General features: G+C 72.1%; 11 protein-coding genes and 2 pseudogenes. 5 read left to right on the top strand and 8 right to left on the bottom strand.

The features are described from left to right. Positions 1-122: 122 nt before the first annotated feature. Positions 123-662 carry a hypothetical protein gene (locus FHR36_RS20200; RefSeq protein WP_253799524.1) on the bottom strand — a complete coding sequence of 180 codons (540 nt, stop codon included), beginning with the start codon at positions 660-662 and terminating at the stop codon, positions 123-125. A 627-nt stretch (positions 663-1,289) separates the two neighbouring features. On the opposite strand from FHR36_RS20200, the gene FHR36_RS20195 reads away from it, so the two are divergent. Continuing rightward, positions 1,290-1,457 carry a hypothetical protein gene (locus FHR36_RS20195; RefSeq protein ID WP_253799522.1) on the top strand — a complete coding sequence of 56 codons (168 nt, stop codon included), beginning with the start codon at positions 1,290-1,292 and terminating at the stop codon, positions 1,455-1,457. An 84-nt stretch (positions 1,458-1,541) separates the two neighbouring features. On the opposite strand, the gene FHR36_RS20190 is transcribed toward FHR36_RS20195, so the two are convergent. Next, positions 1,542-2,036 (bottom strand): hypothetical protein, encoded by a 495-nt coding sequence (locus FHR36_RS20190; RefSeq protein WP_253799521.1) that lies wholly within the window; start codon positions 2,034-2,036, stop codon positions 1,542-1,544. A gap of 1,118 nt (positions 2,037-3,154) precedes the next feature. On the opposite strand from FHR36_RS20190, the gene FHR36_RS20185 reads away from it, so the two are divergent. Next, positions 3,155-3,880, top strand: a complete 726-nt coding sequence (locus tag FHR36_RS20185; RefSeq protein WP_253799519.1) for a peptidoglycan-binding protein — start codon at positions 3,155-3,157, stop codon at positions 3,878-3,880. 190 nt (positions 3,881-4,070) lie between these two features. Here FHR36_RS20185 and FHR36_RS20180 read toward each other — a convergent pair. From FHR36_RS20180 to FHR36_RS20155, 6 genes and pseudogenes are all read right to left on the bottom strand, one after another. Continuing rightward, a pseudogene (locus FHR36_RS20180) lies at positions 4,071-4,364 on the bottom strand (M23 family metallopeptidase); the annotation flags it as partial. A 105-nt stretch (positions 4,365-4,469) separates the two neighbouring features. Beyond that, positions 4,470-4,703 (bottom strand): annotated as a pseudogene (locus FHR36_RS20175) (peptidoglycan-binding protein); the annotation flags it as partial. 1,251 nt (positions 4,704-5,954) lie between these two features. Further along, a complete protein-coding gene (locus tag FHR36_RS20170; RefSeq protein ID WP_253799517.1) occupies positions 5,955-6,197 on the bottom strand; it encodes a hypothetical protein in 243 nt (80 codons plus the stop codon). A gap of 290 nt (positions 6,198-6,487) precedes the next feature. Next, positions 6,488-7,165: an isochorismatase family protein gene (locus FHR36_RS20165; protein ID WP_301330506.1), complete on the bottom strand. Its 678-nt coding sequence runs from the start codon at positions 7,163-7,165 to the stop codon at positions 6,488-6,490. A gap of 82 nt (positions 7,166-7,247) precedes the next feature. Then, positions 7,248-8,450 carry a 3-deoxy-7-phosphoheptulonate synthase gene (locus FHR36_RS20160; RefSeq protein ID WP_253800622.1) on the bottom strand — a complete coding sequence of 401 codons (1,203 nt, stop codon included), beginning with the start codon at positions 8,448-8,450 and terminating at the stop codon, positions 7,248-7,250. Positions 8,451-8,476: 26 nt separating this feature from the next. Continuing rightward, positions 8,477-9,733 carry an NAD(P)-dependent malic enzyme gene (locus FHR36_RS20155; protein WP_253799515.1) on the bottom strand — a complete coding sequence of 419 codons (1,257 nt, stop codon included), beginning with the start codon at positions 9,731-9,733 and terminating at the stop codon, positions 8,477-8,479. Positions 9,734-10,101: 368 nt separating this feature from the next. Between FHR36_RS20155 and FHR36_RS20150 the strand changes: the two genes are divergently transcribed. From FHR36_RS20150 to FHR36_RS20140, 3 genes are all read left to right on the top strand, one after another. Then, positions 10,102-12,114, top strand: coding sequence for an anthranilate synthase family protein (locus FHR36_RS20150; RefSeq protein ID WP_308199605.1), 2,013 nt, complete (start codon positions 10,102-10,104; stop codon positions 12,112-12,114). Between the two features lie 85 nt (positions 12,115-12,199). After that, positions 12,200-13,534 (top strand): preATP grasp domain-containing protein, encoded by a 1,335-nt coding sequence (locus FHR36_RS20145; protein ID WP_253799513.1) that lies wholly within the window; start codon positions 12,200-12,202, stop codon positions 13,532-13,534. A 101-nt stretch (positions 13,535-13,635) separates the two neighbouring features. Further along, a complete protein-coding gene (locus FHR36_RS20140) occupies positions 13,636-14,928 on the top strand; it encodes an MFS transporter (protein WP_253799511.1) in 1,293 nt (430 codons plus the stop codon). The last annotated feature ends 195 nt before the right edge of the window (positions 14,929-15,123 follow it).

Below are 15,123 nucleotides of genomic sequence, written 5' to 3'. Positions count from 1 at the left end.
GAGCAGCCCGGTGAGCCCCGTGTTGGGACTCACCGGGCTGTGGGGATCTGATCCGCTCCCCGAGGTTGCGGGTCTACGCCGGCGACATGGCAGCCGCCCGGCGGGTGTCCGGGGAGAGGATGCTAGGGGCGGCTGCAGGAGCCGTTCTGGGCTCCGCTGGTCTGCTGACCGGTGTGGAAATTCCAGGTGCCGCTGTATGCCGCGCAGTCCTTCGCCTTGCCGTTGCTGTAAGTGATGTGGAGGAGAGACGCGGCGTACCAGCTGTCCTCGTTGTTGGCGTGGACGTAAATGCTGGGAGAGCTGACCGAGGGGCCGTCGAGGGAGCCGACGGTAGCGCTGCTCCTGCCGTCGTTCGACCACAGGGTGCCCTGGATCCAGGTGCGGACCCACGCGCCGGTGATGCCGGGGTGTGCCGTGGTGCGGAAGCTGTTGTACCAGGTGAACGTGGAACGGGTGTTTCCGCAGTAGTCGTACTCCACGGTGACGAACCCGGCCTTCACCCACGTGCCGTTGCCGTCCTGGACCCACTCGTCCGCGACCGAGCCCTCGCCGGTCCACGAGCAGCCGGTGACCGCGTGCGCCGGTGCGGTCGCCGCGACAGCGCCCGGAACGGCCAGTGCGGCCGCCAGGACTGTGTTGCCCAGAAAACGCTTGATGCGCATGCAACTCCCTCTCTCCGGATATCTGGTGAGCGGCGCCGAGAATTCGCTCGCCGTCCGCCCCTCTAGCGTCGGGCAAGGAGGGCTGCCGCTCCATGGCGTTGACTTGGCGTTCGCCTGACCTCCGTAGCCCGCGACCGCGCCGTGTAGCGAATGGGGCTCGCCCACCGACCACAGGGAGCCCCAGTCGCCGGCAGCACGGGTCAGAGAGGACCAGACACCCCGGCTGTAGGAGGTCTTCGTCGATGTGAGCCCGGTTCTGCGGCCGCTGTACGAGGTCGGTTGGGGGCCCTGGGTGGGTGTGGGACCGGCCGGTGGCCGACCGGATGTCACTGTCCGACCCGCTCGACGCCGACCGGTCGGCCGTCCTCGCGGTTGTCGGCGGACCTGGTTCGGGAAAGACCACCCTGCTGGAACACACCTCCGTCCGGCTCGCGTCCGGCCGGCACCATTGGCTGAGCGACCACACCGCCCAGACCCGCGCAGAGCGCTACCGCTACGACCCCGACCACGACGACGCTCTCCAGCACGCGCTGGGCCCACTGGACCACCGACGCCGCCCACCGCGGCCTCGCGGGCACCGCCGCCCGGCCCCTCTGCACCGCCCTGGAACGCGTCGGCCTTTACACGTTGACCGACGATGACCACCAGGCCGTCCGCGACCTCACCCGACACCTCGACCCCGCCACGCTGCGCCACGTCATGAGCTGGTTGGAACGCACCCGCACCGCGGCCCTCGCACTGCGCGGCGAGCAGGTCCCGCCCACCCGGCCCTCGGCCCGCCGGAACCGCTTCTAACCCTTACTCACGGCAGAGGTGGGGCCGCCGCGTAGCCGTGGTGAGCGGGTCTTCTCATCGCCCTGCGGCGGCCGCTTCAGGGCGTTACGGATTGGCGGGCGGCAGGGGGAGTGCTACGGGATCAAGCTCCAGCCTCATTGCGCGGCGCATGGCGTTGAAAGCGTCGAACCAGGTTTGGCAATCTTGCTTGAGTTCTTCCCAACTGGCGTAGGTCTTGCCATCGTTCAGCTTGTCCCGTAGGTCGCGCATGCCGCGCAGGGTCTGGTCGGACTGGGCCACGATGTCCGGCGGAGCCGTGATGGACAGTTGATAGCGCAGCTCGTACACGCGGCCGTTCTGATAGGCGAGGGTTGCCTGGCGCGCGCGTTCCGGCCAGGGCTGATCGCTGAGGAGGACAGCTGCGTGCATTTCGTTCCATGTCTGTGCCACGGCTGCGAGGAAGGCGGCATACAACTCTCGCTTGACCGCGATCCGGTGAAGCGCTTCCTCCCGGCGCCATCGGGACCGGTCCGCCAAAGAAGTGGCGCCCACGGCCATGACTCCGCCAACGACGGTACCGACGATCGTCCCCCAGTCCACGACTTCAGGGTATGGGCTGAGCACACGGAGAAACAGACGTGGGTGAAGACTGCCTACGTCAGCATGCTGTCCTTGGCGGACTGTCCGACGCCCGCGGGCGGAGTGCCGGCTCTGCCGTGCGGTTGGAGGGATATGGACCGCGTCGGCCTCTACACGCTGACCGACGACGACCGCCAGGCCGTCCGCGACCTTACCCACGACCCAGACCCCGCCACGCTGCGCCTGGTCATGAACTGGCTGCAGCGCACTCGTGCCGCGGCCCTCGCACTGCGAGGCGAGCCGCTCCGCCCAGTACTCCAGCTGTAGATCTTGATCTTCATGGTGGCGAGCATGCCGTCAACATCGACAGCGGCCACTACGTCCCCGGTGGAGGGCGTGTCATCATCCTGAAGGTCCACGCCGGTCAGGACCACCGACCGTGCGCCGGTTGACGTGAAGTCGCCGGAGATCGAGCAGCCGTGGGAGCCGCAGTGCTGGTCCGTCACGCGATAGATGCCCGGGATCCCCCGGCCGGCGTGCTCTGCGCTGGCCGGCCCTATGTCGGTGATCCCCCTGCCCACCACGCCGAGCAGGAACAGCAACGGGATCGCAAGGCCGCCCCAGAGGTTGAAACGGCCGACTCCTGGGTCGTCTCGGCTGGTTCGCCGAGGTTCAGGGATCACCATGCAGTCCTACCACCAGGCCCGTTGCTGCGTGCCTCCGGGGACGGTTGGCCACGATCACGGACCGCGTCGATCATCGGCCAAGTACTGTGCCGGGCCGGTCACCCTGTCGGCAGCCGGACACTGCATCGAGGCCAGGGCTGCATCACGCACAACGGCCATGACGCCTCCGGCGGCTCGTACGGAGGAATCCACTGCGGCTGATGGCTCGACGGCCGGGAGGCAACGGCCTCGCTCGGCCGGGCAGTTCCGGGCGGCGGGTCGCTCCGGCTCGATCGATGCGGGGACGGCTGCCATGCTGGGAGGTGAGGGCCTTCTCGTGCCCTGTCCCGACGCACAGACCGCGCGGCACTCCAGGTCGCAGCGGTCAGGGTGATCGGCGTCCGGGAGTTCGTCGATCTCGAAATGTGAAGCTCCAGCTCGAAGCTCTAGCCAGCCTCGTGGAGGTGGCTCGGTATGTCCAGAACCATGTATGACGCGGTGACGGTCGCCAACATTCCGTCCGAGGCGGAGATGGTCGCCGGGTACGTCGACGGCAAATTCGCCAACATGACCGAGATGTCGGCCAGGTTCCCGCAGGCGGTCCATGTGCCGATCGCCGTCTTCCCGTCGACCAACGCGGGAGTGGTGCTCGACGTGGAACCCGGCGACGCCCGGCCGGATCAAGCCCCGGGATGGGTGCAGATGCGCCGGAGTGCCGGCGTCGACCCGACGGTGTACTGCGACTCGAGCAGATGGCCGACGGTGCGTGCCGCCTTCGACAGCGTCGGCGTGGCGCAGCCGCACTACTGGATCGCGGACTTCGACGGCGACGCGTCGATTCCCGCCGGGGCGGTCGCCAAGCAATACCAGAGCACGCACGCCTTCGACAAGTCGGTGGTCGCCGACTTCTGGCCCGGGGTGGACTCGGCGCCGCAGCAAGGCCCCGGCTTCCAGCCGTTCCCCGGTGCTTCGTTCTTCACGGCCGGCCGCCGCAGTCCGATCATCGCGGCGATGCACGAGCGCCTCGTTGCCGTCGGCTGCAACCGCTACCAGTCGAGCCTTGACAAGGATGTCTTCGGGAGCGGAGACGTGGCGTCCTATCGGGCGTACCAGCAGAGCCTGGGCTTCTCCGGCGCGGACGCCGACGGTATCCCCGGCAGCACGAGCTGGGACAGGTTGCAGGTGCCGAGGGTCGTGTGATCACAGCGGATGTGCCGCCTCCCGGCGACGCACCGCCGGCTCGCCCTTCCACCGCCGGGAGTCCACCTGCTGGGCTTCCGGCGGTCAGTTGTGTCGGCGGGCGGCGGGGGATCGCGGACGGCTTGCCGACGGCACCACGGGTTCACCGGTCGGGCCGGGTTCACCGCCCAGGCATTCGCCGCCCACGGGTTCACCAGTCGGGGCTGACGTCGCTTCCGAATGCGCCGCCGGCGGGTCGCTTCTCGAAGTGGAGATGCGGTCCGGTTGCGTTGCCGGTGTGGCCGACCCGGGCGATCTGCTGTCCTGCGCCTACGCCCGCGCCGTCGCCGACGTCTCGCTCGGAGAGGTGGCAGTACCAGTAGTCGGAGCCGTTGGCGCGCAGGACGAGGTAGTTCCCGTAGTCATTCGGGGACTCGCCCGTGTGGCTGATGGAGCCGCCGAGGACCGCGACGCACGGTGTGCCCTCGTCGGCGGCGTAGTCGGCGCCGGTGTGGTAGCCGAGGCTCCAAGGCCCGGGGATGTGATAAGCGGTGGTGACGCCGTGGGCGGGGACGGGGGAGTCAGCACGGTCGCCTGTCCCGTTGGGGGCCGGGACTCGGAGGCGATCCCAGGAGGTCTGGCCGGGGATGCCGTCCGCATCGCCGCCGGAGAATCCGAGTTTGCGCTGGAACGCGGCGTACGACGCCCTATCGGCGTCACTGAACTCGGGACCGGGCCCCACCTGGTACTGGCTGCATCCTTCCTCGACGAGGCGCTGGCCCATCGCGGTGATGATCGGGCTGACCTGTCCGTTGTGGAAGAACCCTGCTCCGGGGAAAGGCTGCAAGCCCATGGTCGGTCTCCTCTCTGCTGAGCATGGACGAGTGCCCCGGCGGCGGGGCGGAGCGGGGCTGCGGCAGGTGTCCCCGCCCGGACGCGCCGGTTCCGCGCCACGCGCACGCCGCGCCGAGAGGTGGACCAGCCGGGAAGGTGCCGGGTCCCTGAACTCGGACCCCGCGCCGGTAAGGGCCATTGGTGTCGGACCCTTCACTTCCACCGTGCGCTGTGGCTATGGCGACTGCAACGCGGGAGCTCGCGGGGCGCCCGGCCGGCGTTCGGCGTCGCCGAGGTCCGCGGTGCGCCGAGCCTGGATGCCGTGAACGGTGAGGATTCGCTCCCGGCCTCGCGAACGGCGGTGCCGCCGGATCCCAACGGATCAGGGGCACCGGCCGTCAGCCGCGCGTCATCAGATGCGAGCCGCCTTCCGGCGGCCGGCGACGATCTTCGCGGCCGCCAACACCACCGCGCGACCAGCGAGAGGATCATCTGCTCCCGGCCGTCGGCGTTCACGTACACGCGCAGCGCCCTGGAAGTCGCCCGAGAAGCTAACCGTACGGATGTGGCTGTTCCCCTACCTCACCTGGGCCACCATCGGGCTGATCGGCTTCGTCCCCTCCACAGCCCCGCCGGCTCCGCGCCGTCGGGCAGGACCGGGGTCGGCCATGTCTCGTCCGGTGTCCAGGCGGGCCACGAGCCGGCGAACGGCCCGATCCTGCAGGAGCCCGAGGGGACGGCTCGCGGGCCTGCTCGACGCGGTGGTGGTCGGCGTCGGTGACGGAGCCGAGGTGGAGGGCGGCCTGGTCCACGTCCTGGAGCTGGTGGGCCGGCCGGTGCCGGACACGCCCGTCCACCTGTAGCCGCTCCGCTGGCCCTGCCCTGACCGGCGCCCGGCCCGCTGCGTCCGGGCCACCGGGCGGAGCTGTCGCACGCCGCACGCCGGCGCCGCTTGCGGCGCAAGCGCGGGGCGGGCGCTGCAGTACGACTGGACCGATGCCGCCGACAGGCCGTCGCGCGCGGCATCTCCGTCCACCAGCGAACAGGGCTTCTGAGGATCGGTGGGTGCCGCGCCGGGCGGTCCCGGGGACCACACACCCCCCGGGCCGCCCCCTGACCCTCGCCGCCTCGAGCCGCGTCCGGCCGGTGCCGTTCCGCAGCCCGGCGCGGTCAGGGCTGCGCCGCCGGCCGTGGCCTGTCGGTCGTGGGTCCGAATCTGCTGTGCCCGTCGTTGCCCTGTCAGCGCTCGAATATGGCCGGCTCAGCAGGGGATGGTCGTCCAGTCGGCGTCGGGGTCCTTCAGATCGCTCATGGTCGACAGGAAGGCGAAAGGGGTGCCGATACCGATGGGGGTGCCGGTGCGGATGTACGTTGCCAGGGGTGAGGAACTGCACTGGCGCACGTCGATTTCGCTGCCGGTGTAGTTGACGCCGCTGAACAGGCAGAGATAGCCGCTGCCGGTCCGGCCGCGGCACGGACTGCCGATGGGGGCGAGTGCCGCCACGGTGTACGACGGCCCGGGCGAAGGAGCGGTAGCGCCGCCCTGCCTCTCCCCACCCGTAGCTGGAACAACGCAGCGCTCTTGACTCTCGGTCGGGGGAAGTCGTGCGACAGCCTCCCACTCGCCCAGCGGCGGCACCGAAACCGTTCAAGCCTGGCCCGGGACAGCCTCGCGGCTCGGAGGACAGGCAGTGGGTCGCGCGTCGCGATGTCGGGAAGGCGGTCGGACGCGCCGGAACGGTCAAGGACTGGGAAGTCCGGCGAGGATGGATTCCAAGCTCAGGGCGGGAGCGGTCAGGAGACCGGGAGGGGGGTGTCGGAGCGGTCGTGGGCCGTGGTGCCGAGGGTGAGGAGGGCGCTGCGGGTGGTGGTGACGGCGGCGCAGTTGTTGGCGGCGTAGGAGAGGGCCAGGCGGTGCCGGTCCAGCGAGAAATCGGCGACCGCGTCGGCGATCAGGAAGGGCTGGACGTCGTGCGAGAAGGCGTCCACGGCGGTCATCAGGACACCGACGTGGGCGTAGACCCCGCACAGGATCAGCTGGTCCCGGCCGCTGTCGCGGAGCAGATCGAGCAGCCCGGAGCGGTGTAGGGCGCTGTAGCGCCACTTGGTGAGCACCCGGTCGTGCGGCTGCGGGGCGAGGGTGGCGACGATCCGGCGGTCACCGGGTTCGGCGCGCATGCCGGAGCCCCAGAAGTCCTTGAGCAGGCCGCGCTGTTCGTCGTCCATGTCGCCCGGCTGGGCGGAGTAGACGACGGGGACCCCGAGGTCGGTGCAGCGGGTTCGCAGCAGGCGGCAGTTGTGGAGGAGTTCGGAGGCGGGCGAGCGGTCGGCGGTGAACGGGCGCAGGAAGTACTCCTGCATGTCGTGGACGAGCAGCACGGCGCGGTCCGGGTCCGGGCTCCAGGACACCCGGCTCTCCGGTAGGTCGCGTTCGGTGGGCATGGGGTACGGCGGGATGGGACTGATACTCAAGGCGGGCCTCGTCAGGGTGTGGTGGCGGGTGCGGCAGGTGCGGACACGGCAGCGGCGGGAGCAGCGGACGCGGTCGCGGTGGTCAGGGGCGCCAGGCCGCCGCGACGGTCAGGGACTGCTCCGGGTTCAGGCGCGGGTCGCAGAGCGTGGTGTACGGGCCGAGCCGGCCGGCGTCCGAGAGGGACGAGAGGTCGGCGACGCACTCGGCGACCGGGTCGGGCGTCGCCTCCAGGTGGAGGCCGGCCGCCACCGCGCCGCCCTGGCGGACCGCCGTCAGGAACTCGCCGATCTCCTGGACGATGGCGCTCAGCGCCCGGGTCTTGCGGCCGCAGGGGGCGCTGACCGTGTTGCCGTGCATCGGGTCGCACAGCCAGTTCACCGGGTGGCCGGCCTCGCGCACGGCCCGGACCAGGTCGGTCAGCCGGCCGGCGGCCCGGCCCGCGCCGAAGCGGGCGATCAGGGTCAGCCGGCCGGGCACCCGATCCGGGTCGAAGGCGCGGCACAGTTCCAGCAGTTCGGCGGGGGTGCAGCCGGGGCCGACCTTGCAGGCCACCGGGTTGACCACGTCGGCCAGCAACCGTACGTGGGCGCCGTCCGGTTCGCGGGTCCGCTCGCCGATCCACGGCCAGTGGGTGGAGGTGAGCAGCAGCCGACCGTCGGACGAGCGGCGCAGCAACGGCAGTTCGTAGTCCAGCAGCAGGGCCTCGTGGCTCGTCCAGACCACCGGGTCGGGCAGCGGGGACCAGGTCTCCTCGTGCCGGCGCAGCTGGGCCATCGCCCGGGCGGCGGCCCGGAAGCCGGTGACCAGGCGAAGCGGGTCGGGGCGGCGGGCCATCGGCTGGGGTTCGGGCGCGTTGACGACGAGGCCCCGGAACACCGGCAGTTCGACGCCGTCGACGACCTCGGTGGGCCGGGAGCGGGGTTTGGCGAACTGGCCGGCGATCCGGCCGACCCGGAGGACCGGCATCCCGGTGTTCATCCGCAGCACTCCGGCGAGCGCGTCCAGCAGTCCCGCCTTGCGGGAGATCGCCTCCGGGGAGCAGTCCGCCGGGTCCTCGGCGCAGTCGCCGGCCTGGATGACCAGCAGGCGCCCGGCGGCCGCCTCGGCGAGCAGGGTGCGCAGCTGGCGCACCTCCTCCCAGGCGACGAGGCCGGGCAAGGCGGCCAGGTCGGCGCGCACCTTGTCGACCAACCAGCTGTCGCCCCAGTCGGGTTGCTGTCCGGCAGGGCGGCTGCGGTAGGGCAGCAGCTCCTCCTCGGACAGGGCAGTGCGGAAGGAGTCCAGTGCGGTGAGCGTGCCACTGCGGGCGATCACTTGCGCTCCTCGGCAGAGACAGCGGACGGGACGGCGGGCGGGACGGCGGGCGGTACGGCGGCGCCCGGCGCAGCGGGAGCGCCCGGCTCCCGTACCGCCGCGGCGACCGCAGCGGCGACCCCCGGGGCCACCCGCGGGTCCAGGACGCTGGGAACCACCCGGTCCGGCGCGAGCTCCTCCGCCGCCAGGGCGACGATGGCGTCCGCGGCGGCCAGCATCATCCGCTCGGTGATCCGGGGCGCCCCGGCGTCGAGGGCGCCGCGGAAGAGCCCGGGGCACGCCAGCAGGTTGCTGATCTGGTTGGGGTGATCGCTGCGTCCGGTGGCGACCACCGAGGCGTGCCGGGCGGCCAGTTCGGGTGCGATCTCGGGGGTGGGGTTGGACAGCGCGAACACCACGGCCCCGGGCGCCATGGCTGCGATCAGCTCCTCCGGCACGGTCGCCGAGGAGACGCCGATGAAGACGTCGGCTCCCGGCAGCACGTCGGCGAGGCCGCCACGCAGTCCGCGTGGATTGGTCAGCTCGGCCAACTCGGCCTTGGCGGGAGTGAGTTCGGGGCGTTCCCGGTGAATGGTGCCGCGCGAGTCCAGTACCACGACCTCGCCCGCCCCGGCGGTGACCAGCATCCGGGCACACGCGCTGCCCGCCGCGCCGGCGCCGGAGACCACCACCCGCATCGACGACAGCGGCCGGCCGAGCAGGTCGGCCGAACTGCGCAGCGCCGCCAGCACCACGATCGCCGTGCCGTGCTGGTCGTTGTGCATCACCGGGCAGTCCAGGGCCGCGTCCAGGGCTCGCTCCAGTTCGAAGCAGCGCGGCGCGGAAATGTCCTCCAGGTTGATCGCCCCGAAGGACGGGCGGAGCCGGACGAGCGTCTCCACGATCTCGTCCACGTCCCGGGTGGCCAGCACCAGCGGAACGGAGTCCAGTCCGCCGAGCGCCTTGAACAGCGCGGCCTTGCCCTCCATCACGGGCAGCGCGGCGGCCGGGCCCACGTCGCCCAGGCCCAGTACGGCGGTGCCGTCGCTCACGACGGCCACCAGCCGGTGCGCCCAGGTGTAGTCGGCGGCCAGTCGGCCGTCCTCGGCGATGGCCCGGGCGACCCGCGCGACGCCGGGGGTGGAGATGGCGGACAGCGCGCGGGCGTCCAGCGGGGTGATGGGCACCAGGGTGCGGAGCTTGCCGCCCCGATGGGCCTGGAATATCTCGTCCTCGGTGAGCCTTTCGGCACGGTTCTGATGGGCGACCGACACCGGCGTCCCTTTCTCGGGGAGTGGCGGGAACTGGGGGCACTGGCGGAGCACTGGCGGGTGGATCCCGGGAGCTGTTCGGGGGCGTCCGGGAAGGCCTCGGGGACCCTCGCGGGGCGCAGGAGAGCAGGAGGCTCGATGGTCCGCAGCCGGCTGTTCCGCGACCCGGAGGTCCGTCACGAAGGTGATCGTGTCCGACGCTAGCCGCGGTCTCGACACGGGCGGAACTACTCGACCGAGTGGGTCTGCTCCACCTGCTTGCGGTATTCCCCGACTGACCTGCGCATTCGAGTAGTTGTGACCCTCCCGGCCATGCGGAAGTGTGATCGGCATCCCCCCTTCCGCTCATTCCAGCCGTTCCAGGAGGCGCCGTGATCGGGCACAACCCGCCGCTGCACGACGTGGCCCCGGGAGGTCTGTTCGACAGACTGCTCGCGCCGGGCGGTGAGCCCGCCGCGTACGCCCTGCTGCACCGTCCGGAGAGCGGTGCGGCCGACCGGGTCGAGGTGGTGGCCGGCGAGCTGACCGAGCCGGCCTCGCTGGCCGAACTGCCGCTCGGGACCGGGCCGGAGGCGTCGGCCGGGGCCCGGCACGAGCTGCTGGTCGTGGTGCCGTTCCGGCAGGTCGCGGAGCGGGGCTTCGCTGCCCCCGACGACGGCGCCCCGCTGCTGGCGCTGCGGATCACCGAGCAGGAGACGGTCGACCTCGCGGACGTGCTGCGGCTGCTGCCGGACGACCCACTGGCGCTCTCCACGGCCGAGTTCGAGCTGGAGGACGAGGCGTACGTCGGACTCGTCCGGACCGTGCTCGCCGAGGAGATCGGGCGCGGCCGCGGCGCCAACTTCGTCCTGGAACGGCCCTTCGTCGCCGCGATCGACGCGTTCGGGGCACGGGCCGCGCTGTCGGTCTTCCGCCGGCTGCTGGCCCAGGAGCGCGGCACCTACTGGACGTTCCTGGTCCGCGCGGGCGAACGCTGGTTCGTCGGGGCCTCACCGGAGCGGCACGTCAGCGCGATCGGCGGGGAAGTGGTGATGAACCCGATCAGCGGGACGTACCGCTACCCGGCCGACGGGCCGTCCGTGCCCGGGCTGCTCGACTTCCTCGCGGACCGCAAGGAGACCGACGAGCTGCTCATGGTGGTCGACGAGGAACTCAAGATGATGGGCCGGATCTGCGAGGACGGCGGGCGCGTCGTCGGCCCGTACCTCAAGCCGATGGCGCGGCTGGCCCACACCGAGTACCTGATCAAGGGGCACAGCACCCGGCCGGTGCCGGACATCCTGCGGGAGACCCTGTTCGCGCCCACGGTGACCGGCAGCCCGCTGGAGTCCGCGTGCGAGCTGATCAGCCGGTACGAGCCGCGCGGGCGCGGTTACTACAGCGGCGTGCTGGCGCTGGTCGGCCGCGACGCGACCGGCGGACAGTGGCTGGACTCGGCCATCCTGATCCGCACCGCCCGGATCGACCTGGACGGCCGGCTGCGGATGGGTGTCGGCGCCACCCTGGTTCGGCACTCCGACCCGCAGGCGGAGGTCGCCGAGACGTACGCCAAGGCGGCGGGGATGCTCGCGGCCGTCCGAGGGACCCCGGACGGCGGCGCCCCGGCACCGGTCGCCACCGGCACCGCGACCTGGGCGGAGGACGCCCGGATCCAGGCCGCACTGGCCGGGCGCAACGCCCGGCTGGCGCCGTTCTGGCTGAGCCGGGTGGGCGGTGGCCCGGGCGGTCCCGCAGTCCGGGGCCCGGCCGGGGGGCGGGTCCGGGGCCGGGTGCTGCTGGTCGACGCCGAGGACACCTTCACCGCGATGATCGCCCATCAACTCGCCGCTCTCGGAATGGAACCGGAGATCCGCCGCTGGGACGCCCTCACCCGGGGCGCGGACAGCCGGATCGAGCTCGACGGAGCGGACCTGGTGCTGGTCGGCCCCGGCCCCGGCGATCCCCGGGCGGCCTGCGACGCCAAGATCGCCACGCTCCGCGCGCTGACCCGGCAACTCCTCGACAGCGACCGGCCGTTCCTGTCGGTCTGCCTCGGCCACCAGGTGCTCGCCGGTGAGCTCGGCCTCCCCCTGGTCCGCAAGGCGCGGCCGAACCAGGGCCGGCAGCAGGTCGTCGACCTGTTCGGCCGGCTGCGCCGGGTGGGCTTCTACAACAGCTTCGCCGCACTCGCGGACCGCGACGACGTCACACCCCGCGGCCGGGCCGGGACCGTCGCGGTCAGCCGGGACGCCGCCACCGGCGAGGTGCACGGCCTGCGCGGACCGCACTTCCGGTCGCTGCAGTTCCACCCCGAGTCCGTCCTGAGCACCGACGGCTTCGACATCCTGCGGGAGTCGGTGACGGGGCTGCTCGCCGTCCCGGCCGAGGCGGTGCGGGTTCCCTGAACCCGGGCCGACGACTGGGACGACCCGCCCGCGCCCGCCATCCCGCACGACCACCCACCCGCTTTCCTTCCGGTGAGGACCTGTCATGCCGAAACTGATCGTGAGCAACCAGCGGACCGACGAGATGATCGGCGACCTGGGCTCGCTGACCCCCGAGTACCGCCGCTACGTGGCCGGCCAGGCCCAGCGGATGGTCTGGCTCGCCGAGGAGGGCGACGTCCTCGTCCTCCCGGTCGGGCTGGACGAGGAGTTCCTCTCCTACGTCGCCGCCCTGAAGGGCATCGACCGCGCCTCCTGGGCCGTCGTCGTGCCGCCGGTCGGCAGCCTGGGCGAGGACGTGCTCTCCCGGGACCGGCTGGAGGCCCCGGAGTTCGTCGCCCGGCTGCGGGCCGCCGTGCGCGAGCACGAGGTCCGCACCATCCTGCCGTTCCACTTCGACCGGGTCAGCGTGCGGCTCGCCCGCACCCTCGGGCTGGACGAGCACACCCCGGGCTTCCCGTTCGCCGCGCAGAGCGGCACCGCCCTGCTCAACAGCAAGGCCGCCTTCCGGGCGCTGGCCGTGGGCCACGGCGTCCCGGTGCCGTTCGGCACGGTCACCGACGACCGGCAGGAGGCGGAGGTATTCCTCCGGGAGGCGCTCGACGCAGGGCAGCCGGTGATCGTCAAGCAGGACTTCCACGTCGGCGGCATCGGCAACGAGATCGTCAGCCCGGTGCCCGGGGTCCGCCCGATCGGGGCGACCGGCACCGAACTCGTCACCGACCGGGACGCGCTCGCCGCCCACCTGGACCGGCGCTGGCCGCACTACACCGGCCCGCACCGGGGCCGGGTCGTCCTGGAGCACTACACCCCCGAGTCGCCCGCCATCTACGCGGAACTGCTCGTCACCGACGAGGGCGTACGGCTCGTCGGCCACGGCGAGATGCGGATGAAGCCGGTGATCAACGGCCTGATCGTGCCCGCACCCTCGGTGCGGCTGCCCGCCTTCGCCGACTTCCTGGACCACTCCCGGCAGCTCTCCGGGACTCTCCACCGGATGGGCTACCGGGGCAGCCTGAGCGTCGACGCGATCGTCACCCCGGACGACACCATCCTGGTCAACGAGATCAACGGACGGGTCGTCGGCTCCGCGCACATCCACCGGATCGGAGAGGAACTGGTCGGCGGCGACTACACCGCCGAGCGGGTCCTGATCGAGAAGCGCCGGGTCGCCTTCCCCGACTTCCGTACGACCCTGGACAAGCTCACCGCCGCCTCACTCGGCTTCGACCCGGCCACCCGTACCGGCGTGGTGGTCACCGTCCACGACAACGGACGCACCGGCGGCTTCGGCGGCTGCTGCCTGGTCGCGGAGGACGACACGGCCGCGCGGGTACTGGAGGAGGAGGTGGACGCGTTGTTCGGGAGCGCGGGCGAGTGACCGGGGCGGGCCGGCGGAACCGGTCGCAGAAGACACAGGTGACTGACGGGCAAGTGCGCGAGGACCCAGGTGCGCGAGGACCCAAGTGAGCGAGGACGCACGTGAGTGAAGGCAACGGGAACGGCAGCGCGCCGGACACCGCGGAGGCGGACGCCGCCGTGAAGCACGAGGACCGGGCCGGCCCCCCGGCCATGGGGTACCGGGAACTGCTCGCCCGCCGCGGGGTGCGCCCCTGGCTGCTGGTCACCCTGGCGGCGAAGCTGCCAGTGGCCATGGCGCCGCTCGCCCTGGTGTTCCTGGTCCGCGACACCTCCGGCGGCTACACCCTGGGCGCGGTACTCGGCGGGGCGTACGTGGTGGGCGAGGTGGTCGGCGCGCCGCTGCTCGGCGCCCGGCTGCACGGCACCCGGCTGCGACGCGAGCTCTCCCTCGGCCTGCTGGGCGGCGCGCTCGCCTTCGCCGGGCTGGCCCTCTGCCACTCGGCGCCGCCCGCCCTCGCCGTGGCGCTCGCCTTCCTGGCCGGCGCCGCCCCGGCCGCGCACGCCGGCGGGCTGCGCGCGCTGCTGGTCGCCGCGGTACCGGAGCACGGCGTGCCCCGGGCGCTGAGCGTGGAGACCACGCTGACCCAGGGCATCTGGGCCGTCGCCCCGGCAGCGGTGGCGTTCCTGGCCCTGTCCGCGGCACCCGGCGCCCCGCTCGGGCTCGCCGCCTGCTGCGCCGCACTGGCCGCGTTCGGGGTCCGGCTGCTGCCCGACGTCGGCGCCGATCAGGAGCAGGCCGGCCAGGGATCCGGTCAACAGGTCTCGCGGCGGCGGGCATTGGCCGCCGGCTGGCCGGTCTACCTGACCAGCGCCGCCGCGATGGCCCTGCTGGCCACCGCCGAACTGGTGCTGCCCGCACTGCTGGAGTCCCGTGGGCTGCAGGTCAGTTGGTCCGGCCCGCTGCTGACCGCCTTCTCGGTCGCCAGTGTGGTCGGCGGCCTGCTGTACGGCGCCAGGCGGTGGCCCGGCGGGCCGCGGGCGCAGAGCCTGGTTCTCCTCGTCGCGATGGCGGTGTTCGTGGCCGTGATCGCGGTGCTGCCCGGCCTGGTGGGCATCGCCGTGGGGCTGATCCTGGCCGGCGCGTTCAAGTCGGGGGTGATGGTCACGCGCAACCTGTCCCTGCGCGAGCGGGTGCCGGCCGGGATGCTCGCCGCCGGATACTCCGTCATGTACGCGGTGCAGGGCGTCGGCTACAGCCTCACAGCCTCGCTCGCCGCGCTGATCCTGGCCAACGCCGAGCCGGGCGCGGCGGTGTTGTGCGGCGCGGCACTGACCCTGCTGCTCACCCTCGTCAGCGCCTCGGCCGAACGCCGTTCACACAGAGCGCAGTCGGAGGCCCACGGCATCCCCTGACCGCGGACCGCACACGAATGCTCCGTACCCGTCACATTTAACGGCTTGTTCATGCCAGAGCCCGATCGAGGATCGTAGAATTCCATTCGTGCCCGGAACTTGACACCGTCCCGGGCACTATGGTGATCCAACGCGAGACGATCGATCCGCGGCCACTCCACGGACCGCGGACACGGGAAGAGTGGTGTGAACCCA

It is taken from the genome of Kitasatospora cinereorecta (assembly GCF_024172095.1).
GTDB classification, from domain to species: domain Bacteria; phylum Actinomycetota; class Actinomycetes; order Streptomycetales; family Streptomycetaceae; genus Kitasatospora; species Kitasatospora cinereorecta.
This window is presented reverse-complemented; position numbering and strand designations above follow the sequence as displayed.